This window comes from Pseudomonas sp. S11P7, from assembly GCF_023195435.1.
Lineage (GTDB): Bacteria > Pseudomonadota > Gammaproteobacteria > Pseudomonadales > Pseudomonadaceae > Aquipseudomonas > Aquipseudomonas fluorescens_G.
Genome location: NZ_JALPKS020000002.1, coordinates 3,973,306 through 3,995,346, shown reverse-complemented (window position 1 = coordinate 3,995,346; position 22,041 = coordinate 3,973,306). Strand labels below are relative to the sequence as shown.

Here is a 22,041-nt window from a genome sequence, read left to right as displayed (position 1 = left end):
GGGAGCGAGCCTGCTCGCGAATATCAGCCGCAACACAATCTAGCGTTAAGACACTCGCGCAGGTTTCAACACCAGCCACAACGCCAGCGCAATCAAAACCCCGCCATACACGTGCGCCATCGACAACGGCTCATCCAGCAACAATGCCCCCACAACACCCCGAATGGCGGAATCATGAAGGTCACGGTCATCGACTTTACCGGGCCGATCGAGCTGAGCAGGCGGAAATAAATGATGTAGGCAAACGCCGTGCAACCCAGGCCCAGACCGAGCAGCGATAGCCAGACGTGCCATCCACCCCAGCTCACCGGCGGTGCAGTGATGACGCTGTAGCCGAACAGCGGCAGCAGAAACAATGTTGCCCCGAGCATGCTGCCCAGCGCCGATAAACGACTGTCCAGCCCGCCGGCCTGATCCAGCCAGCGCCGTGCTAGAAATCCGGCAAAGCCATAGCAGGTCGTGGCGAGCAAACAGGCGACCGCGCCCATCAGCAATTGCAGGTCAAATGCCACCGGGCCGGCGCGGGTCAGAACGCCTACGCCGAACAAACCGAGGAACACTCCGCCGAGTTTCGCCGCGGTGAGTTTTTCACTGAAGAACAAACCGCCGATCAGCACGCCCATCAACGGCGTGGTGGCATTGAAGATCGCTGAGTAACCCGCCGGCAATACTTGCGCCGCCACCGAGTACAGCGTCGCTGGAATCCCCGAGTTGATCACGCCGAGCAGCATCACGGTTTTCAGTTTGCCCTTGAAATCCCAGCTGACGCGCATCAGCCCCAGGATCACCAGCAAGCCGGCGGCGGCAATCGACACGCGAAAGAAACCGGTGGGGATCGTGCCGATCACCGGCGCAATGATGCGCATGAACAGAAAACTCGCGCCCCAGATAGCGGCCAGCGACAACATGCGGAAAATATCGACAGGGCTCACGGCGGGTCTCCTTCCTTGATCGGGACGAGAGTGTTGCCGAGTGCCCTGGCCATGGCAACCGCTAATCGGGCATTTAATTTCGCATTACGCAGCACTACCAGGCTTGTTGGGCAACCCGGTATCGGTTTTGGCTGAAATTGCACTTTTCCTGCGGGCCCTTCCGTGACTAAGCTCAAGCGAACCGAATTCGCGCCGAGGTTTCACCTATGCCGCAGCAATGGCCAGCCACCGACATCGCCCGCATGATCCTCGCTGGCTTCGACGATTACCGCGAGCACTTCCGGCGCATCACCGACGGTGCCCGCGAGCGATTCGAGCAAGCCCGCTGGCAAGAGGCGCAGGTCGCCTCGGCGGCGCGGATCAGCCTCTACGAGGAAAAGGTCGGTGAAACCGTAGCGCGCCTGCGCGAGCATTTCGATGAAGAGATGCTGATGAATGTCAGCTGCTGGCCACTGGTCAAAAGCGCCTACATCAGTGTGATTGACCTGCGCTTCGACGATGAGCTGTCCGAGACCTGGTACAACTCGATTTTCTGTGGGCTGTTCAGCCATGACCTGATCAGCGATGGCTGCATGTTCATCCACACCACCCGGCCGACCCTGCGTCGTGCCCGCGCCGCACAGACCCGGACCTACAAGCCGCAGGGCCAACTGTCGGGCATGCTCGCCAGTATCTTCGCCGACTTCCGTTTCAGCGAGGATTACGCCGATCTGCCCGGCGACCTCAACCGGCTCGAAGCCCAACTGCGGGAGAACCTGCCGGACTGGGTCTGCAAGGACCCGGAACTGGCGGTCGAGCTGTTTTCCTCGGTGCTTTATCGCAACAAGGGCGCTTATCTGGTCGGGCGCATTTACACCCGCGACGAGCAATGGCCGCTGGTGATTCCGCTGCTGCACCGCGAGGGGCGCGGCATTCAGATCGATGCGTTGATCACCGACGAAGCCGATGTGTCGATCATCTTCTCGTTCACCCGTTCGTATTTCATGGTCGACGTGCCGGTGCCGGCGGAGTTCATCGGGTTTCTGCGGCGCATTTTGCCGGGCAAGCACATTGCCGAGCTGTACACCTCGATCGGTTTCTACAAACACGGCAAATCCGAGTTTTACCGGGCGCTGATCAATCACCTCGCCAACACCGACGATCAGTTCATCATGGCGCCGGGCGTGCGCGGCATGGTCATGAGCGTGTTTACCCTGCCGGGTTTCAACACCGTATTCAAAATCATCAAGGACCGTTTCTCACCGTCGAAAAACGTTGACCGCGCCACGGTGATCGAAAAATACCGACTGGTGAAAAGTGTCGACCGGGTAGGGCGCATGGCCGATACCCAGGAATTCGCCGACTTCCGTTTTCCGTTGAGCAAGTTCGAGCCGGCGTGTCTGCAGGAACTGCTCGAAGTCGCGCCCTCGACCGTTTCGGTGGAGGGCGACACGGTGCTGATCCGCCACTGCTGGACCGAGCGGCGCATGACTCCACTCAACCTCTACCTGGAAAACGCCAACGAGGCTCAGGTGCGCGAGGCGCTGGAAGATTATGGGCTGGCGATCAAGCAACTGGCGGCGGCGAACATCTTCCCCGGCGACATGCTGCTGAAGAACTTCGGTGTCACCCGGCACGGGCGGGTGGTGTTTTATGACTACGACGAAATCTGTTTTCTGACCGAAGCCAACTTCCGCCATATCCCCGCGCCGCGCACGCCGGAAGATGAAATGGCGTCCGAACCGTGGTATTCGATCGGGCCGCTGGACGTGTTTCCCGAGGAGTTTCCGCCGTTTCTGTTCGCCGATGCCGGGCAGCGCAAATTGTTCGATCAGTTGCATGGCGAGTTGTACGACGCCGACTACTGGAAAAGCTTGCAAGAGGCGATTCGCGCCGGGAAAGTCATCGACGTCTTCCCGTATCGACGCAAGGGCCTCAATAAAGAATGACGGCAGCTACAAGCTGCTCAAGCTTCAAGCTAAAGGCCGCTACGGCTTTTAACTTGCAGCTTGTGGCTTGCCGCTAATAGCTGCTTTTCGCTGATCGTTCCCATGCTCTGCGTGGGAATGCCTCACCGGACGCTCCGCGTCCGCTTCTGGGACGCAGAGCGTCCCCGGCTGCATTCCCACGCAGAGCGTGGGAACGATCACTAGACAAGCAGCTACAAGCGGCAAGCTTCAAGCTACAAGTCACAGCGGCTTTTAACTTGCAGCTTGCGGCTTGGCGCTGACAGCTGCTTTTCTGCCACAATCGCCCCCCTGCATAAATAGACGACCGAATTGCCTACCCGATGACCGACGAATCGCCCTCCATCGACAAACTGCTGAAAAATCTCGATCACGCCATGCTCGCCGACCGTCACCGGTTGCGCCGGCAGTTGCTTGAGTTGCGCAAGAAACCCGATGAGGCCAAGTTGGCTCAGTGGGTCGCGCGCATGCAGGCGTCCTGTGATCAAGTGCTGGCGCGCAAGGCCAGTCTGCCGGTGATTCGTTACGACGACAGCCTGCCGATCGCGGCCAAGCGTGACGAGATCAAAAAGGCCCTGGAACAGCATCAGGTGCTGATCATTGCCGGCGAAACCGGCTCGGGTAAAACCACCCAGTTGCCGAAGATCTGTCTGGAAATCGGCCGCGGTCAGCACGGTTTGATCGGTCACACCCAGCCGCGTCGAATCGCAGCGCGCAGCGTCGCCAGCCGCGTCGCCGAAGAGCTCGGCACACCGCTCGGGTCGCTGGTCGGCTATCAGGTGCGCTTCGAAGATCAGAGCGACGCCAACACCCTGATCAAGCTGATGACCGACGGCATCCTGCTCGCCGAAACCCAGAACGACCGCTATCTGGAACGCTACGACACGATCATCGTCGACGAAGCCCACGAACGCAGCCTCAACATCGATTTCCTCCTCGGTTACCTGAAAACCCTGCTGCCGCGCCGTCCCGATCTGAAGGTCATCATCACCTCGGCGACCATTGATCTGGAGCGCTTTTCCAAACACTTCGACGACGCGCCGATTGTTGAAGTCTCTGGCCGTACCTTCCCGGTGGAGACCTGGTATCGCCCGCTGACGCTGGAGCAGGACGAGGAGGGCAACCGCGTCGAGGACGACCTGACCGTCGATCAGGCGATCCTCGCCACCCTCGACGAGATCGCCGCTTACGAGCGCAGCGAACGCCGCAGCCCCGGCGATGTGCTGGTGTTTTTGCCCGGTGAGCGCGAGATCCGCGATGCCGCCGACATGTTGCGCAAGGCCCAGCTCAAACACACCGAAATCCTGCCGCTGTACGCGCGCCTGTCGCCGGCCGAGCAGCAGCGGATTTTCCAGTCGCACCCCGGTCGCCGAGTAGTCTTGGCGACCAACGTCGCCGAAACCTCGCTGACCGTGCCGGGCATCCGCTATGTGATCGACAGCGGCACCGCGCGCATCAGCCGTTACAGCTACCGCGCCAAGGTCCAGCGTTTGCCGATCGAAGCGATTTCCCAGGCCAGCGCCAATCAGCGTAAAGGGCGCTGCGGGCGGGTCGAGCCGGGTATTTGCGTGCGCTTGTACAGCGAGGAGGATTTCCTCGGCCGCCCGGAATTCACCGATCCGGAAATCCTGCGCACCAACCTTGCCGCGGTTATTTTGCAGATGTTGCATCTGCGCCTCGGTGAAATCACCGCGTTCCCGTTCATCGAACCGCCGGATGGCAAAGCGATCAGCGACGGTTTCAATCTGCTTCAAGAGCTTTCGGCCGTTGATCGCAACAGTCAGCTGACGCCGCTGGGTCGCCAGTTGGCGCGCCTGCCGGTCGATCCGCGCATGGGCCGCATGCTGCTCGAAGCGGCGAAACTCGGCAGCCTGCAGGAAGTACTCATCGTCGCCAGCGCCATGTCGATTCAGGACCCGCGCGAGCGTCCGCCGGAGCGTCAGCAAGCGGCCGATCAGGCTCACGCGCAATGGAAAGACAGCGATTCCGACTTCGCCGGGCTGGTCAATCTGTGGCGCGGTTTTGAAGAACAGCGCCAGGCGCTGACGGCCAGTCCGCTGCGCAACTGGTGCCGCAAGAACTTCCTCAATTACATGCGCTTGCGCGAATGGCGCGACTCGCATCGCCAGTTGAGCCTGATCTGCCGTGATCTGCAGTTGAGCCTGAACAAAGAGCCGGCCGACTATCCGAAACTGCACAAAGCGGTGCTGGTCGGTCTGCTCAGCCAGATCGGCCAGAAAACCGAAGACGGCGATTACCTCGGCGCGCGGCAGCGGCGCTTCTGGATTCATCCGTCTTCGGGCATCGGCAAAAAGCGCCCGCAATGGCTGATGGCCGCTGAGCTAGTGGAAACCACCAAACTCTATGCGCGCATGGTCGCCAAGATCGACGCCGACTGGATCGAACCGCTGGCCGGGCATCTGATCAAGAAAAACCACTTCGAACCGCACTGGGAGAAGAAGCGCGGCCAGGTCGTGGCCTTCGAACAGATCACCTTGTTCGGCCTGATCGTCGTCGGCCGGCGCCCGGTGCATTACGGGCCGGTCGATCCGGTGGTGTCGCGCGAACTGTTTATCCGCGAAGGTCTGGTGCGCGGCGAGATTCAGTCCCGAGCCAAATGCCTGGCCGCGAACCAGCAACTGCTGGAACAGCTCGACGAACTGGAAGCCAAGGCCCGCCGCCGCGACATACTTGCCGACGAAGAAACCCTGTACGCGTTCTACGACGCGCGTTTGCCGGCCGAGATTCACCAGACCGCGACCTTCGATAGTTGGTACAAGGTCAACAGTCAGAAAAATCCGCAACTGCTGATCATGCGCGAAGAGGACGTGCTGGCCCGCGAGGCCAGTGAAGTCACCGCCCGTGATTACCCGGACACGCTGCACATCGGCGATCTCGAACTGGCGCTGACCTATCACTTCGAACCCAATCACCCGCGCGACGGCGTGACCCTGCGTGTGCCGGCGCCGCTGTTGCCGATGCTGCCGCCGGAGCGTCTGGAGTGGCTGGTGCCGGGGCTGATCGAGGCCAAATGCATTGCGCTGGTGCGCAACCTGCCGAAGGCCCTGCGCAAAAATTTCGTGCCGGTGCCCGACTTCATCAAGGCTGCGTTGCAGCGCATGACCTTCGCCGAAGGTTCGCTGCCGCAAGCGCTTGGCCGTGAGTTGCTGCGCATGACCGGTGCGCGGGTCAGTGACGAGGCGTGGGCGGAAGCAGCGCAGCAGGTCGAAAGCCATCTGCGCATGAACCTGGAAATCGTCGACGGCCAAGGCAAGTTCCTCGGTGAAGGTCGCGATCTGGCCGAGCTGACGGCGCGCTTTGCCGAAGCCAGTCAGGCGGCACTGGCGGTGCCGCAGAGTGCCAAAAGTCAGCAGCCGGTGGAGGCGAAAGTCTTCGCGCCGGTGGCGCAAAAGACTCAGCAAAAAATTGCCGGCCTGTCGATGACGGTGTATCCGGCGCTGGTCGAGGAGGCCGGTGCGGTCAGGGAAGGGCGCTTTTCGACGCCGGCCGAGGCCGAGTTCCAGCATCGTCGCGCCTTGCAACGCTTGCTGATGCAGCAATTGGCCGAACCGGCGAAGTTTCTGCGCGGCAAGTTGCCGGGGCAGACCGAACTGGGTTTGCTCTATCGTGAGCTGGGTCGCGTCGATGCGCTGGTCGAAGACATTCTGCTGGCCAGTCTCGACAGCTGCATCCTTGACGGCGAAGACCCGTTGCCGCGTGACGGCGCCGGTCTGGCGGCACTGGCCGAGCGCAAGCGCGGCAACTGGAGCGAGCACGCCGAGCGCGTGGCGCGCCTGACTCTGGAGATTCTCAAGCTGTGGCACGGCTTGCAAAAACGCTTCAAGGGCAAGATCGACCTCGCTCAAGCCGTGGCGCTCAATGACATCAAGCAGCAAATCGGCCATCTGGTTTATCCGGGGTTTGTCCGTGAAACGCCGATGCAATGGCTCAAGGAACTGCCGCGTTACCTGAAAGCAGTCGAGCAGCGCTTCGACAAGCTTGCCGCGCAATTGCAGAAGGACCGGGTCTGGAGCGGTGAACTCGCCGGCCTCTGGGCGCAGTACCAGGCTCGCGCCGCCAAGCATGCGCAGGAAGGCAAGCGCGATCCTCAACTCGAGTTGTACCGCTGGTGGCTGGAGGAATATCGCGTCTCGCTGTTTGCCCAACAGTTGGGTACCAAAGTGCCGATTTCTGATAAGCGCCTGAGCAAGCAGTGGAGTCAGGTCGAACCCTGATCAGCCAGATCTGATCGTTCCCACGCTCTGCGTGGGAATGCCTCTGGGGACGCTCCGCGTCCAGTGACGCGGAGCGTCACGGGCTGCATTCCCACGCGGGAGCGTGGGGACGATCAAGGGTGTTGAACTTGAGAATGGCGCCAAATCGCTGGGTTTATGGCAAACTTCGCCACCATAAACGCCGGTTTCGCGACCCAGAGCCTTCGGCCGTGTCGCGCCGCGGAATAAAACGATGCCAGGTTTGCGTCCCCCGGACGGGAATAGACCCTTTGTGTGTTGGTACGACGGTTCCAGCACTTTCTGCCTGAACAGATTAGAGAAACGAGCATGCATAACGTCGTCATCAGCGGCACCGGCCTGTACACCCCGGCCAACAGCATCTCCAACGAAGAGCTGGTGGAATCTTTCAATACCTACGTCGCCCGGTTCAACGCCGACAATGCCGAGGCCATCGCCAGCGGCGAAGTCCAGGCCCTGACTGAATCCAGCGCCGCGTTCATCGAGAAAGCTTCGGGCATCAAGAGCCGCTTCGTCATGGACAAGGACGGCATCCTTGATCCGCAACGCATGGCCCCACGTCTGCCGGAGCGTTCCAACGACGAATGGTCGGTGCTCTGCCAGATGGCTGTTGGCGCCGCCGAGCAAGCCTTGCAGCGTGCCGGCAAGACCGCCGCTGATATCGACGGCGTGATCGTCGCCTGCTCGAACCTGCAACGCGCCTATCCGGCGATCGCCATCGAAGTTCAGGAAGCACTGGGCATTCAGGGCTTCGGTTTCGACATGAACGTGGCCTGCTCCTCGGCGACCTTCGGCATTCAGGCGGCGGCCAACAGTGTGCAACTGGGCCAGGCGCGGGCGATTCTGATGGTCAATCCGGAAGTCTGCACCGGGCACCTCAACTTCCGCGACCGCGACAGCCACTTCATTTTCGGTGACGCCGCCACAGCCGTGATCATCGAACGTGCCGATCTGGCCACCTCCGAGTACCAATTCGATGTAGTCAGCACCAAGCTGCTGACCAAGTTCTCCAACAACATCCGCAACAACTTCGGTTTCCTCAACCGTGCGGCTGAAGAGGGCATTGGCACGCGCGACAAGCTGTTCGTCCAGGAAGGCCGCAAGGTGTTCAAGGACGTTTGCCCGATGGTGGCCGAACTGGTCGGTGAACATCTGCAGGAAAACCAGCTCAACGTCGCTGATGTGAAGCGCTTCTGGCTGCACCAGGCCAACCTGAGCATGAACCACCTGATCGTACGCAAACTGCTCGGCCGCGAAGCCACCGAAGAGGAAGCCCCGGTGATTCTCGACACCTACGCCAACACCAGCTCGGCCGGTTCGGTCATCGCGTTCCACAAGTATCAGGACGATCTAGCCGCCGGCTCGCTGGCGGTACTCAGTTCGTTCGGTGCGGGCTATTCGATCGGCAGCGTGATTCTGCGCAAGCGTTGAAATTGGTTTAATTTCCGCTTAATCGCGGCGACCTTTCCTACATCCGAATCGGCTCTAACGCTGTAATTTTTCCGCAGAGAGCGGCAGGCCAATCGCCTGCCGCATTCATCTATGGAATCGGAACAAGGGGATGATGGATGGCGGCTGACGATACCCTCCTGCTCACGCGGCTGCTGGCCGGCGAGCAACAGGCATTCAAGGAACTGGTGACGACGTATCAGAGCGCCATGCGCGCCGTGGCTTATGCCATCGTCGGCCAGCGTCATGTCGAAGAGGTGGTGCAGGACGCCTGGCTGTCGGTGGTACGCCATCTGGGCAGTTTCGAGGGGCGTTCCAGCCTCAAGACCTGGCTGCTGACCATCACTGCCAATTCGGCGAAAAGCCGCTACAAGCTCAATCGCCGCGAAGTGCTGATGGATGATCTGCCATCGCCGCACGGCAGCATCGACGACGATCGTTTTTCCTCGGCTGACGGCCACTGGCTGGTGGCGCCGTTCGCCTGGCATCAGGACACACCCGAAGCGCTGCTCACGCAAGACGAATTGCGTGACTGCCTGGAGCACACGCTGCTGAGCCTGTCGGAACTGCAGAGCAGCGTCCTGCTGCTGCGCGAGCGGCAGGGACTGGAGCTGGAAGACATCTGTAATCTTCTGGAGATCTCGCTCTCCAACGTGCGAGTGCTGCTGCATCGTGCGCGGCTGAAAGTCTTCGCGACCGTGGAGCATTTTGAGGAGACCGGAGAATGCTGACGTGTAAGGAACAAGTGGCGCGCTCCAGCGATTATCTCGATGGACAGTTGAGCTTTCGGGAAAAACTGATGGTGCGCCATCACCTGCTGTTTTGCCCCAACTGCCGCCGATTCATGCGGCAGATGCGCGTGATGCAGGCGACGCTGAAGGCGATGCCGGAGCAACCGCAAGAAGGGATAGACGCGCTGGCTGAACGTCTGGCGACGCAGCGACGCGACGACAGCCCTTGAAAAAAATCAGCCCGGGGCAGCGCCAGCGAACGGATGATGGGGATCGCTGTGACTGTACCGGGCTGCAGGAAAACCAGCTTCGTTCGACAAGCCGCAAGGGGAGCGGTGACTTGCAGCTTGTCGCTCGAAGCCTGGAGCTGTTTTCTTAGAACTTGGCTTCCGCGTCCAGTTGCAGGGTGTTGGCGTCTGCATCGCGCTGACCGCGGCTGGCGAAGTCGGCCTTGGTCAGGAAGTAGGTCGCGCCGATGGCGAAGTTCTTGTCGATGTCGTAACCGACCTTGAACTTGTGCCCACGCGAACCGGTAGTGCCGTTGGCAAAGTCGGAGTCGGTGAAGGCACCGACCACGGCGTTGCGCTGCACGTCGCGATAGTTGTAATCGAGGTTCAGGCCAAACACTTTCGACTTGGCACCGAGCAACCAGGCGGTGTCCTGGTCGGTCACGGCATCGTTGTTTTTCACGTACTGACCGTAGAACGACAGTGGCATCGGCAGACCGCCGATGTCGACCTGGCTGAACCCTTCATACAGACGGAATTCGTTGTTGGCCGAGTTGCCGTTGACGGCCAGGGCGCACGGTGTCGAAGTACCGGTGCAACGGCTGTCGTCGTCGTTCTGGTAGGCGTAGACGCTGCCGCCCAGAGTCACTTTCAGGTTGTCGGTGATGTTGAAGCGGCTGCCCAACTGGCCAGCAGTCAGGCGCAGGTCGTGGCGGAATTGCACGCCGTCGCCGTCGACGTTGTCCTTGAGGTTGTAGTTACCCAGGCTGCCGAACAGTTCGGCGCTGCCGCCCAATGGGTACTTGTAGGTCAGTGCCAGACCTTCCGGGTTGATGTCGCTATCCCAGATCACGTCGCCCATGCTCACCCACGGTTGCAGCATCTTGCCGCCGATGATGTGCAGGTTCTTGATCTGGTCAGGGTGATAGTCGATGTAGCCGAGGTCGAGCCAGATCTGCTTCTTGTCGAAGTAGTTGTCCTGGTCCTGGTTGGTCGAACGCGCGTCGTCACCGCCGCCAGTGGCAATACGAATGCCGGTGTCGACCTGCGGGTTGATCTCGGTGTAGGCGCCCAGACGGGCACGGATGCGCTGACGGTCCTTGTCGCGGCCACCGTTGTTTGGCTCGCCGTCGATCTTGATGGTTTCCTGACGGACACGCACATCGCCTTTGAACTGGGTTTTGGCCGCCCAGGCCAGTTTCTGGTCGAAGGCGCTTCGTTCGTTGCTCTTCTTGGCGACCGCCGCGACTTGTTCGTTGGTCTCTTGCTGCGCCTGCTGGGCGATTTGCTGAGCCTTCTGATCCTTGGCCAGTTCCGTTTGCAGTTCAATGTACTGCGCCTGGGAAATCGAACCGTTGGCCTTGAGCATGTCGAGCAGTTTGGCGTCGACTGCGGCACTGGCCGGTACACTCATGGCCAGCAACAGGCCGCCACACAGGGCTGCCGCAGTTTTCGTGGAAGCAAGACGCATAGCAATCTCCGAAGATGAAAGGGATGGCTGAACCATCCTGGGCACAACCGACGTTGACGTCGGAAAACTGTGTCCGGGCTAGAACCCGGCGCTCTAAAAACAGGCGCCAGTATCGCGATCGTTTATGACAGAGCAGTGGCACAGTGATGGCAGGATGATGACGATCGCGATAGGTCCTGAACTATCGGGCTAGAGCACTGTCGCCGCGATGACGGGTGTGCAACGGCGCGCAATCGGCGATACTCGCCGGGCGCTGAAGTCTGTCTGGAGAGTTTGTCGATGCCGTTGCAATGCCTGCAAAACCTGTCGCAAATCGCCCCGGCGAGCTGGGATGCACTGGTGCCGGAAAACCAGCCGTTTCTGCGTCACGCTTTCCTCAGTGCGATGGAGGACAGCGGCAGCGTCGGCCCGCACAGCGGCTGGCAGCCCGAGCATTTGCTGCATGTGGAAGGTGATCGTCTGATCGCCGCATTGCCCGGTTATCGCAAGTGGCATTCCTACGGCGAATACGTCTTCGATCATGGCTGGGCCGACGCCTGTGCCCGCGCCGGCATCGACTATTACCCCAAGTATCTCAGCGCCGTGCCGTTCAGCCCGGTCGGCGGTCCGCGCCTGCTAGCGGCGAATGTCGAAGACGGTTTCGAACTGCTCCAGAGCCTGCCGGGCTATCTGGAGATCGAAGGGCTTTCCAGTGCGCACATCAATTTCACCGATACGTTCACCGACGCGGCGATGGCCGAACAGCCTGGCTGGCTGCAGCGCATTGGCTGTCAGTATCACTGGCAGAACCGCGGCTACCGCGATTTTCAGGATTTCCTCGATGCGCTCAGTTCGCGCAAGCGCAAGCAGATGCGCAAAGAGCGCGAGCAGGTGGCGGGGCAGGGCTTCGAGTTCGAGTGGCTGGAGGGGCGCGAGCTGGACGAGGCGCAATGGGATTTCGTTTATGCCTGCTATGCCAATACCTACGCGGTGCGGCGTCAGGCGCCGTACCTGACGCGCGAATTCTTCAGCCTGCTGGCCGAGCGCATGCCCGAAGCGATTCGCGTGGTGCTGGCCAGACAAGGCTCACGGCCGGTGGCGATGGCCTTCAGTCTGGTCGGTGGCGACAGTTTCTACGGGCGTTACTGGGGTTGCCTGGCCGAGTTCGATCGGCTGCATTTCGAGACGTGCTTCTATCAGGGTATGGATTATGCGATTGCCCAGGGCTATCAGCGCTTCGACGCCGGTGCGCAGGGCGAGCACAAGTTGATTCGCGGATTCGAGCCGGTGATTACCCATTCGTGGCATTACTTGCGCCATCCAGGGTTGAAGGCGGCGGTGAAAGATTTCCTCCAGCAGGAACGCGCCGGCGTTCTCGCTTATGCCGAAGAAGCCCGTAGCGCCTTGCCCTACCGCCAGACCTAGCACCACTGTGGGAGCGAGCAGGCTCGCTCCCACAGGTCTTGTGGTGTTCGGCAGATTTAATCGATGCCGACAAAGCCTCCGGTCTGATGCGCCCACAGTCGCGCGTACAAACCACGGTGGGCGAGCAGTTCGGCGTGGGTGCCGCTTTCGGCGATCTTGCCGTTTTCCAGCACCACCAGCCGGTCCATCCGGGCGATGGTCGAGAGGCGGTGGGCAATAGCGATCACGGTCTTGCCTTGCATCAGGGTTTCCAGGCTTTCCTGAATCGCCGCTTCGACCTCCGAGTCCAGCGCCGAGGTCGCTTCGTCCATGATCAGGATCGGCGCGTCCTTGAGCAGAACCCGCGCGATGGCGATACGTTGCCGCTGGCCGCCGGACAGTTTCACCCCGCGCTCACCGACATGCGCGTCGAACCCGGTACGGCCCTCAGCATCGGACAGCAGCGGAATGAACTCATCGGCGCGGGCCTTGTGCACCGCTTCCCACAGCTCGGCATCGGTCGCATCGGGTTTGCCGTAAAGCAAATTGTCGCGGATCGAGCGGTGCAGCAGCGACGTGTCCTGGGTGATCATGCCGATACGCTCGCGCAGGCTTTCCTGGCCGACTTCGGCGATGTTCTGGCCATCGATCAGAATCCGCCCGCCCTCGACGTCGTACAGACGCAGCAGCAGGTTGACCAGCGTCGATTTGCCGGCGCCGGACGGGCCGATCAAACCGATCTTTTCCCCCGGTTTGATGTTCAGGTTGAGGTCGCCGATGATCCCGCGCTTTTTGCCGTAGTGAAAATCCACGTGCTCGAAACGCACTTCGCCACGGGCCACTTGCAGCGGTTTGGCCTGCTCGTGATCGGTGACGCTGACCGGTTGCGAAATGGTCCGCAAACCGTCCTGGACCATACCGATGTTTTCGAAGATCCCGGTGACCACCCACATGATCCACCCGGACATGTTGACGATGCGGATCACCAGCCCGGTCGCCAGGGCAATCGCCCCGACCGTGATCAGCGACTGCGTCCACAGCCACAAGGCCAGCGCCGTGGTGCCGACGATCAGCAGGCCGTTCATGGTGGTGATCGTGACGTCCATGCTGGTCACCACGCGGCCGGCCATTTGTGCTTTGACGGTCTGTTCTTCGATCGCCTCTTTGGCGTAGTGCTGTTCGAAGTTGGTGTGGGCGAACAGTTTCAGCGTGGCGATGTTGGTGTAGCCGTCGACGATGCGCCCCATCAGTTTCGAGCGCGCATCGGAGGCTTCCACCGAGCGTTCCTTCACGCGGGGCACGAAGTAATACAGCGCACCGATGTAGGCGACGATCCACGTCAGCAACGGGATCATCAGGCGCCAGTCGGCCTCGGCGAACAGCACGAGTGAACTGATCGCGTAGATCACCACGTGCCACAAGGCGTCGACCGCCTGCACCGCCGAATCACGCAGCGAGTTGCCGGTCTGCATGATGCGTTGGGCGATGCGCCCGGCGAAGTCGTTCTGAAAGAAATTCAGGCTCTGCTTGAGCACGTAGCTGTGGTTCTGCCAGCGAATCATGCTGGTCATGCCCGGGCTCAGGGTCTGGTGCACCAGCAGGTCGTGCAGGGCGAAAAAGATCGGCCGCAGCACCAGCGCCACCACCAGCATCCACGTCAGTTCGAGGGCGTGGTCGCTGAAGAAATTCGGATTGGGCGTGCCCTGCGCCAGATCAATGATGCGGCTCAGGTAACTGAACAGCGCCACTTCGATCAGCGAGGCAAACAGGCCGACAACCAGCAGGGCGGCGAAACTGGGCCAGACCTGCTTGAGATAATAGGTATAGAAAGGCCAGACGCGGTCTGGAGGAGACGCCGTCGGGGCGTCGCGGAATATGTCGATCAGTTGTTCGAAACGGCGATAGAGCATCAGATAATCGCCCGCAATACGGGCTCTCCTTTTATCAGTGTGAGCGGCGCGGGATCAGGCCGCCGCCGCTCGTAATGCCCTGCAGCAATCAGTCGATGCGCTTGGCCGACTTAATGATCACAGGGTCGACAGGCACGTTTTGCATGCCGCTTTTGGTGGTGGTTTGCGAGTTGACGATGATGTCGACGACATCCATGCCCTTGACCACTTTGGCGAACACCGCGTAACCGGCGTCACGGCCCGGGTCGAGAAACGCGTTGTCAGCCACGTTGATGAAGAACTGGCTGGTGGCCGAATCCGGGTTGGAGGTGCGCGCCATCGACAGGGTGCCGCGAACGTTGTGCAGGCCGTTGCTGGCTTCGTTCTTGATCGGCGCCTTGGTGTCTTTCTGCTGCATCTGCTGGGTAAAGCCGCCGCCCTGGGCCATGAAGCCCGGGATCACGCGGTGGAAAATCGTGTTGGTGTAAAAGCCGCTGTCGACGTACTCGAGGAAGTTCTTGGTGCTGATCGGTGCCTTGACCGGGTCCAGTTCGATTTCGATCTGGCCGTTGGTGGTGTCGAGCAAAACATGGGGCGCCTTGGCTGGGGTGGCAGCCATCAGGTTGGCGGCAAACAGCACGGTACCAGCGGCGAGGGCGAGTTTTTTCAGCATGGGTCAGTGATCCTGAGATTGAATATCGGCTGCGGCGAGAAACTCCAGCAGCGTGTGGTTGAAGCGTTCGGGTTGATCGAGCGGCGTGGCGTGGCGCGAGTCGGCGATCACCACCAACCGCGCATTCGGTAGCAGTTTTACATAGGTTTCTTTCAGCGCCACGGGCGTGTAGTCGCGGTCGGCGCTGACGATGAGGGTTGGACAGGTCACCCGGGAAAGTCGTTCCTGAACCCCCCAGCCCACAATCGCATCGAAGCTGGCGAGATAAGCACGTTTGTCGTTTGTTGCCCAGCGTTCGGCCATTTTTCGTCGCAGGTCGGCCTGTTCCGGTTTGGGAAACAGTTTGCTGCCGAGGGCTTTGCCGATGGTTTCCAGACTGAGCAGGCGCATCAGGCTCCAGCGTTTGAACCACTGCCAGTAATCGTCGCGGCTGTGCAGTTTGACCTGGGGTGCGCTGTTGACGATGGTCAGGCTTTTCAGCGCCTGGGGCTGATCGACGCCGAGCTGGAAGCCGATCATGCCGCCCATCGACAGGCCGACGTAATGCACCGGGCCCAGGTCCAGATAATCGATCAGCGCGAGCAGGTCGGCGCTGAAACCGGCGATGCTGTAACGCTCGCGCGGCTTGTCCGAGCGGCCGTGACCGCGAATGTCCGGGACGATCACCCGGTAATGCGCGGCCAGGGCCGGAATCTGCATCTCCCAGTCCAGCGTGCTCGAACCGAGCCCGTGAACCAGCAATAACGGCGCACCGTGGCCATATTCTTCGTAGTGCAGGTTACAACCTTCGTGCTCGAAAAAGGCCATCGGTGAACTCCGTGTCAGGCTTGTTCGGGGGCGGCGAACGGGGCGTCCAGCGGCAAGGTATCGAAGGTGCGCAGCAGCTCGATGAGGATTTGCGTGGCCGGGCCCAGCGGTTTGTCCTTGTTCGAATACAGATAGAAGCTGGAATTGCGATTGCCGCCTCGGTCCAACGGTAGCAGCTTCAGCGAGCCATCCTTGAGTTCCCGCTCGATCATGTGCCGGGGCAGCCAGGCAAAGCCCAGTCCACTGCTGACAAACGTTGCGGCAGTGGCAAGGCTGCCAACCGTCCAGCGCTGTTCGGCGCCGAGCCAGCCGACATCGCGCGGCTGCTGGCGACCGGAGTCGCGGATCACCACTTGCATCTGGGTTTCCAGATCCTGAAAACTCAGCTCGCGATTGAGCCGGTGCAGCGGGTGATCCGGGTGGGCGACGGCGACGAACTCGACATCGCTCAACTCCGCCCCCAGATAACCGGGAATGCTCAGCCCGGTAATGGCCAGGTCGGCAACGCCTTCGAGCAGGACTTCCTCAACGCCCGACAATACTTCCTCGCGCAGGCGCACCCGGCAGCCGCGGCTCTGCGGCATGAACGCGGTCAATGCGCGCACGATGCGCGCGCTCGGGTACGCGGCATCGACCACCAGCCGCACTTCGGCTTCCCAGCCTTGCTCCATGTGGTGGGCAAGGTCTTCGAGCTGGCTGGCCTGTTTCACCAGTTGCCGGGAACGGCGCAGCAGCACGCCGCCGGCCTCGGTGAGCACGGCCTTACGGCCGTCGATGCGCAGCAGCGGCACGCCGAGCTGGTCCTGCATGCGCGCCACGGTGTAGCTCACCGACGATTGCGAACGGTGCAAGACCTCGGCAGCCTGGGCGAATCCGCCGTGGTCGACCACGGCCTGCAACGTTCGCCATTGATCTAGGGTCACGCGGGGCGCTTTCATCAATAGCTCCTCTTGTCCTAAGCTGGCCGTTCCCCATGGAGAGCGGCGAATGAAAAAATTCTGTTGTGTGGTGCTGGCGTTGCTGCCGTTAACGGCTTTTGCTTATCCGATCGATGTGCGGAAAGACCTTAACGGCATGAAGATCGATTACGAGACCTTCGACACCGATAACGACATCGGCTCGATCCGCGTGGCCAACTACGGTGACGTCGACGCCACGTGTCGTGCCGTATTCAGCAACGGCCCGGAAGCGCCGCGTACACGCAGCATCGACGTGCCGGCCGGCAAACATAAAAACGCCACGGCCAAGTTCACCCGCGAGATCATCAAGCTGCGCATCAAACTGACCTGCACCCCGAAATAACAGCGGATCCCTGTGGGGAGCGAGCCTGCTCGCGAAAGCGGCGTATCAGATACATCAATGTTGGCTGACACACCGCTTTCGCGAGCAGGCTCGCTCCCACACAGGGAAGATGGGGTTAGCTTATAAACGAATTTATCGATCGGTTACAGCGGATATTTGCGCTTTTTAATCGATTCGACCCTGTTTAACCTTCACTCCATCGACCTACAACATATTCGGATGGAGGCTACACAGCATGTCCCGCGTTCTGATCATCGAAAGCAGCGCCCGCCAGCAAGACTCGGTTTCCCGTCAACTGACCCAGACCTTCATCGCTCAGTGGAAAGCCGCGCACCCTGCCGATCAGATCACCGTGCGTGACCTCGCCGTGAACCCGGTGCCGCACCTGGACGCCAACCTGCTGGGCGGCTGGATGAAGCCGGCCGAACAGCGCAATGCCGGCGAGCAAGCGTCGCTGGACCGCTCCAACGCCCTGACCGATGAGTTGCTGGCGGCCGATGTGCTGGTAATGGCGGCGCCGATGTACAACTTCGCCATTCCGAGCACGCTCAAAGCCTGGCTGGACCATGTGCTGCGCGCCGGGGTGACCTTCAAGTACACCGAAACCGGTCCGCAAGGTCTGCTCAATGACAAGCGTGCCTTTGTCCTGACGGCGCGCGGCGGGGTGTATGCCGGTGGCCCGGCGGATCATCAGGAACCGTACCTGCGTCAGGTCATGGGTTTCATCGGCATCCACGACGTGACCTTCATTCACGCCGAAGGCATGAACCTTGGTGGCGACTTCCAGGAAAAAGGCCTGAATCAGGCCAACGCCAAACTGTCCCAGGTCGCTTGATATGTTAATCGCCAGATAATCGCTGGATGGTCTAGTGACCTGGCGCAACCCCTTCAAGGCTTTACGCGCAACGAACCTCCCTTTGCACTTTTGCTCCTGAGTGCTGTAGCCCGATTGAACGCTTTAGCGAGATCGGGCTTTTTTTTGCCTGGAATTCGACGGCCAATACAATTCCCCTTGCAGGAGTGAGCCTGCTCGCGATGACGGTGTTACAGCCAATACAGATGTGTCTGAACGACCGCTATCGCGAGCAGGCTCACTCCTACAGGGGATTTGTGTTGGTTGCAGAATCGAAAACCGCTATCGTCGCCGCCATTCGATTTTCGAGGCGAACATGGGCTATCTACTTTTTGTGACGCTGATCCAGGCGTTTTCCTTCAGTCTGATCGGCGAATACCTGGCGGGGCATGTCGACAGTTATTTTGCCGTGCTGGTGCGCGTGGTACTCGCCGGCCTGGTGTTCATTCCGCTGACGCGCTGGCGCTCGGTCGAGCCTGGGGTCATGCGCGGCATGCTACTGATCGGCGCGCTGCAGTTCGGCGTGACCTACGTCTGCCTGTACCTGAGCTTTCGCGTATTGACGGTGCCGGAAGTCTTGCTGTTCACCATTCTGACGCCGCTGCATGTGACGTTGATCGAAGACGCGCTGAACCGGCGCTTCAACCCCTGGGCGCTGATCGCTGCACTGGTGGCGGTAGGCGGGGCGGCGGTGATTCGTTTCGACAGCATCAGCCCGGACTTCTTCATGGGCTTCCTGCTGCTGCAACTGGCCAACTTCACTTACGCGGCGGGGCAGGTGCTGTACAAGCATCTGGTGGCGAAACACCCGAGCGATCTGCCGCATTACCGGCGCTTCGGTTATTTCTACCTCGGCGCACTGGCCGTGGTATTGCCGGCGTTCCTGCTGTTCGGCAAAGCCAATTTCCTGCCCGAAGCACCGCTGCAGTGGGGCGTGTTGTTGTTTCTGGGGCTGGTGTCGACGGCGCTGGGTCTGTACTGGTGGAACAAGGGCGCGTGCATGGTCAACGGCGGCACGCTGGCGGTGATGAACAATCTGCATGTGCCGGTGGGGTTGTTGCTGAACCTGCTGATCTGGAATCAGCATGAGGAACTCGGGCGGTTGTTCCTTGGCGGGGGTGTGATTCTCGCTGCCGTGTGGATCAGCCGGTTGGGCATCAGGCGCACCGCGTGACTTTGTAGGAGTGAGCCTGCTCGCGATAGCGGTGTGTCAGGCAACATTGAATTGTCTGGTACACCGCTATCGCGAGCAGGCTCGCTCCTACAGTCGATGGGTGGTGTTACATCAAATGCTTTTCAGGTTCAGGAATGCTCGAAGCGCCCAATACCGCCGGCAACAACCCCGAGCGCAAATCCCCACCACTCGGCTGCTGATACAGGCTCAGGCCAAACTCCGGCAACACCGCCAGCAGATAATCGAAAATATCCCCCTGAATCCGCTCGTAATCGGCCCAGACCGTGGTGCGGGTGAAGCAGTAGATCTCCAGCGGAATGCCTTGGGCGGTGGTCTGCATCTGCCGGACCATGCAGGTCATGTTCGGCTGAATCTCCGGATGGCTCTTCAGGTACGCCAGCGCATACGCACGGAAGGTGCCGATGTTGGTCATGCGTCGGCGGTTGGCCGACATTGCCGCGACGTTGCCTTGCGCCTCGTTCCAGGCTTTGAGCTCGGCTTTCTTGCGGCTCATGTAGTCGGTCAGCAGGTGCACTTGCGAGAGCTTTTCTTCTTCATCGTCACGGATGAAGCGCACGCCGCTGGCGTCGATGAACAGGCTGCGCTTGATCCGTCGTCCGCCGGATTGCTGCATGCCGCGCCAGTTCTTGAATGACTCGGACATCAACCGCCAGGTCGGGATCGAAACGATGGTCTTATCGAAATTCTGCACCTTGACCGTGTGCAGGGTGATATCGACCACATCGCCGTCGGCGCCGACCTGCGGCATTTCGATCCAGTCGCCGACGCGCAGCATGTCGTTGCTGGTCAGTTGCACGCTGGCGACGAATGACAGCAGCGTGTCCTTGTAGACCAACAGAATCACCGCCGACATGGCACCCAGACCGGACAGCAGCAACAGCGGCGAGCGGTCGATCAGGGTGGCGACGATGATGATCGCGCCGAACACGTACAGCACCATTTTCGCCAGTTGCACGTAGCCCTTGATCGAGCGCGTGCGCGCGTGTTCGGTTCGCGCATAGATGTCGAGCAGGGCGTTGAGCAGGGCGCTGACCGCCAGCAGCAGGAACAGAATGGTGAACGCCAGCGCCACGTTGCCAAGGAAGTTCATCGCGTTTTTGCTCAGCTCGGGCACCAGATGCAGGCCGAACTGAATCACCAGCGACGGCGTCATCTGCGCCAGCCGCTGAAACACCTTGTTGTGACGAAAATCGTTGATCCAGTGCAGCGCCGGCTGACGCCCGAGCATGCGGCTGGCGTGCAGGATCAGATAGCGCGCCACTCGTCCGAGGACGAGCGCGACCACCAGCAGTACCATCAGCGCCAGCCCTGATTGCAACAGCGGGTGCTGTTCGAGGGTGCCCCAGAGGTCCTGAGCTTTGAGCCAGAGCTGTTTGATATCCATAAGCGAAACGGTTCTTCTGTAAGACGCGAGGGACGATTAGAGCATTTAAGACGCTGCGTATTACGATTGGAGACAAATCAGGCAACAAAAAAACCACTGATTGCGCCCGTTTGCATAAAGAAACTCGGCCTGAGCGCTCGAAACCGGTAACCTATGCAGCTGTTTTTTTGCATATCTTCGAGGTAGCACCCGTGTTTTCCCAATTCGCCCTGCACGAACGCCTGCTTAAAGCTGTGGCCGAGCTGAAATTTGTCGAGCCAACGCCTGTGCAAGCCGCGGCCATTCCGCTGGCGCTCCAAGGGCGTGATCTGCGGGTGACGGCGCAAACCGGTAGCGGCAAAACCGCCGCTTTCGTTCTGCCAATCCTCAATCGCCTGATCGGCCCGGCGAAGATTCGCGTCAGCATCAAGACGCTGATCCTGCTGCCGACCCGCGAACTGGCCCAGCAGACCTTGAAGGAAGTTGAACGCTTCTCGCAGTTCACCTTCATCAAGTCCGGCCTGATCACCGGCGGCGAAGATTTCAAGGTCCAGGCGGCGATGCTGCGCAAAGTGCCGGACATCCTCATCGGCACTCCGGGCCGGATGATCGAGCAACTCAACGCCGGTAACCTCGACCTGAAAGAAGTAGAAGTGCTGGTACTCGACGAAGCCGACCGCATGCTCGACATGGGTTTTGCCGAAGACGTGCAGCGTCTGGTCGACGAATGCCCGAACCGTCAGCAGACCATGCTGTTCTCTGCCACCACCGGCGGTTCCGGCCTGCGCGAGATGATCGGCAAGGTGCTGAACAACCCTGAGCACTTGCAGCTCAACGCGGTCAGCCAACTGAACTCGACCACCCGTCAGCAGATCATCACGGCCGACCACAATCAGCACAAAGAGCAGATTGTGAACTGGCTGCTGGCCAACGAGACCTATCAGAAAGCGATTATCTTCACCAACACCCGCGCCATGGCCGACCGCATCTACGGCCGCCTGGTGGCGCAGGAATACAAGGCGTTCGTGCTGCACGGCGAGAAAGACCAGAAGGATCGCAAACTGGCGATCGATCGCCTGAAGCAGGGCGGCGTGAAGATTCTGGTCGCGACCGATGTGGCGGCCCGTGGTCTGGATGTTGATGGTCTGGATCTGGTGATCAACTTCGACATGCCACGCAGCGGCGACGAATACGTGCACCGCATCGGTCGTACTGGCCGTGCCGGTAACGACGGTCTGGCGATCTCGCTGATCTGCCACGGCGACTGGAACCTGATGTCGAGCATCGAGCGCTATCTGAAACAGAGCTTCGAGCGCCGCACCATCAAGGAAGTCAAAGGCACCTACGGCGGGCCGAAGAAGGTCAAGGCCTCGGGCAAAGCGGTGGGCGTGAAGAAGAAAAAGACCGACGCCAAGGGCGACAAGAAGAAAACCGCGGCCAAGACACCGACCAAGCGCAAGAGCGCCAACCGGCCAAAACCGGACTCGCTGGTGAGCAGCGACGGCATGGCCCCGCTCAAGCGCCGCAAGCCGGCAGAGCCTGCGGCTGAGTAACGCTTTCTCTACGC

Annotated in this window: 16 protein-coding genes and 1 pseudogene; 10 read left to right on the top strand and 7 right to left on the bottom strand. The window is 60.5% G+C overall.

What is annotated here, in order from left to right; translation table 11 throughout:
• Positions 1 to 45: 45 nt before the first annotated feature.
• Positions 46 to 932: pseudogene (locus M0746_RS18330) on the bottom strand (DMT family transporter).
• 206 nt (positions 933 to 1,138) lie between these two features.
• On the opposite strand from M0746_RS18330, the gene aceK reads away from it, so the two are divergent.
• From aceK to M0746_RS18305, 5 genes are all read left to right on the top strand, one after another.
• Positions 1,139 to 2,860, top strand: coding sequence for a bifunctional isocitrate dehydrogenase kinase/phosphatase (aceK, locus tag M0746_RS18325; protein WP_258450138.1), 1,722 nt, complete (start codon positions 1,139 to 1,141; stop codon positions 2,858 to 2,860).
• A 341-nt stretch (positions 2,861 to 3,201) separates the two neighbouring features.
• Positions 3,202 to 7,113, top strand: coding sequence for an ATP-dependent RNA helicase HrpA (gene hrpA, locus M0746_RS18320; protein WP_258450137.1), 3,912 nt, complete (start codon positions 3,202 to 3,204; stop codon positions 7,111 to 7,113).
• 327 nt (positions 7,114 to 7,440) lie between these two features.
• Entirely contained in the window at positions 7,441 to 8,562 is a 1,122-nt protein-coding gene (locus M0746_RS18315) for a beta-ketoacyl-ACP synthase III (RefSeq protein ID WP_258450136.1), read from the top strand.
• Positions 8,563 to 8,699: 137 nt separating this feature from the next.
• Positions 8,700 to 9,311, top strand: a complete 612-nt coding sequence (locus tag M0746_RS18310; protein WP_258450135.1) for an RNA polymerase sigma factor — start codon at positions 8,700 to 8,702, stop codon at positions 9,309 to 9,311.
• A complete protein-coding gene (locus tag M0746_RS18305; protein ID WP_258450134.1) occupies positions 9,305 to 9,541 on the top strand; it encodes an anti-sigma factor family protein in 237 nt (78 codons plus the stop codon). The genes M0746_RS18310 and M0746_RS18305 overlap by 7 nt, the downstream gene beginning before the upstream one ends.
• Positions 9,542 to 9,686: 145 nt before the next feature.
• Here M0746_RS18305 and M0746_RS18300 read toward each other — a convergent pair whose 3' ends face one another.
• Positions 9,687 to 11,009: a putative porin gene (locus M0746_RS18300; protein ID WP_258450133.1), complete on the bottom strand. Its 1,323-nt coding sequence runs from the start codon at positions 11,007 to 11,009 to the stop codon at positions 9,687 to 9,689.
• 279 nt (positions 11,010 to 11,288) lie between these two features.
• Between M0746_RS18300 and M0746_RS18295 the strand changes: the two genes are divergently transcribed.
• Complete coding sequence (locus M0746_RS18295) at positions 11,289 to 12,413, top strand: GNAT family N-acetyltransferase (protein WP_258450132.1); 1,125 nt, start codon at positions 11,289 to 11,291, stop codon at positions 12,411 to 12,413.
• Positions 12,414 to 12,469: 56 nt separating this feature from the next.
• On the opposite strand, the gene M0746_RS18290 is transcribed toward M0746_RS18295, so the two are convergent.
• The 4 genes from M0746_RS18290 to M0746_RS18275 form a co-directional block, all read right to left on the bottom strand.
• A complete protein-coding gene (locus M0746_RS18290; RefSeq protein WP_203421141.1) occupies positions 12,470 to 14,302 on the bottom strand; it encodes an ABC transporter ATP-binding protein in 1,833 nt (610 codons plus the stop codon).
• A gap of 88 nt (positions 14,303 to 14,390) precedes the next feature.
• Positions 14,391 to 14,954, bottom strand: a complete 564-nt coding sequence (locus tag M0746_RS18285) for a peptidylprolyl isomerase (RefSeq protein WP_053118162.1) — start codon at positions 14,952 to 14,954, stop codon at positions 14,391 to 14,393.
• A gap of 3 nt (positions 14,955 to 14,957) precedes the next feature.
• Positions 14,958 to 15,761: an alpha/beta fold hydrolase gene (locus tag M0746_RS18280; protein ID WP_258450131.1), complete on the bottom strand. Its 804-nt coding sequence runs from the start codon at positions 15,759 to 15,761 to the stop codon at positions 14,958 to 14,960.
• Positions 15,762 to 15,775: 14 nt separating this feature from the next.
• Positions 15,776 to 16,699: a LysR family transcriptional regulator gene (locus tag M0746_RS18275; protein WP_090282261.1), complete on the bottom strand. Its 924-nt coding sequence runs from the start codon at positions 16,697 to 16,699 to the stop codon at positions 15,776 to 15,778.
• 49 nt (positions 16,700 to 16,748) lie between these two features.
• Here M0746_RS18275 and M0746_RS18270 point away from each other — a divergent pair, with 49 nt between their 5' ends.
• The 3 genes from M0746_RS18270 to M0746_RS18260 all read left to right on the top strand — a co-directional run bounded on the left by M0746_RS18270 (position 16,749) and on the right by M0746_RS18260 (position 19,090).
• The gene (locus M0746_RS18270; protein ID WP_258450130.1) at positions 16,749 to 17,063 is read left to right on the top strand and encodes a 3-phosphoglycerate kinase; all 315 of its coding nucleotides are present in this window, start codon (positions 16,749 to 16,751) and stop codon (positions 17,061 to 17,063) included.
• Positions 17,064 to 17,298: 235 nt separating this feature from the next.
• Positions 17,299 to 17,898, top strand: a complete 600-nt coding sequence (locus M0746_RS18265) for an FMN-dependent NADH-azoreductase (protein WP_258450129.1) — start codon at positions 17,299 to 17,301, stop codon at positions 17,896 to 17,898.
• A 334-nt stretch (positions 17,899 to 18,232) separates the two neighbouring features.
• A complete protein-coding gene (locus M0746_RS18260; protein ID WP_258450128.1) occupies positions 18,233 to 19,090 on the top strand; it encodes a carboxylate/amino acid/amine transporter in 858 nt (285 codons plus the stop codon).
• A gap of 106 nt (positions 19,091 to 19,196) precedes the next feature.
• Here the strand turns inward: M0746_RS18260 and M0746_RS18255 are convergent, their stop codons facing one another.
• Positions 19,197 to 20,495, bottom strand: a complete 1,299-nt coding sequence (locus M0746_RS18255; protein WP_208938309.1) for a mechanosensitive ion channel family protein — start codon at positions 20,493 to 20,495, stop codon at positions 19,197 to 19,199.
• Positions 20,496 to 20,686: 191 nt separating this feature from the next.
• Between M0746_RS18255 and M0746_RS18250 the strand changes: the two genes are divergently transcribed.
• The gene (locus tag M0746_RS18250) at positions 20,687 to 22,027 is read left to right on the top strand and encodes a DEAD/DEAH box helicase (RefSeq protein ID WP_203421146.1); all 1,341 of its coding nucleotides are present in this window, start codon (positions 20,687 to 20,689) and stop codon (positions 22,025 to 22,027) included.
• Positions 22,028 to 22,041: the final 14 nt, after the last annotated feature.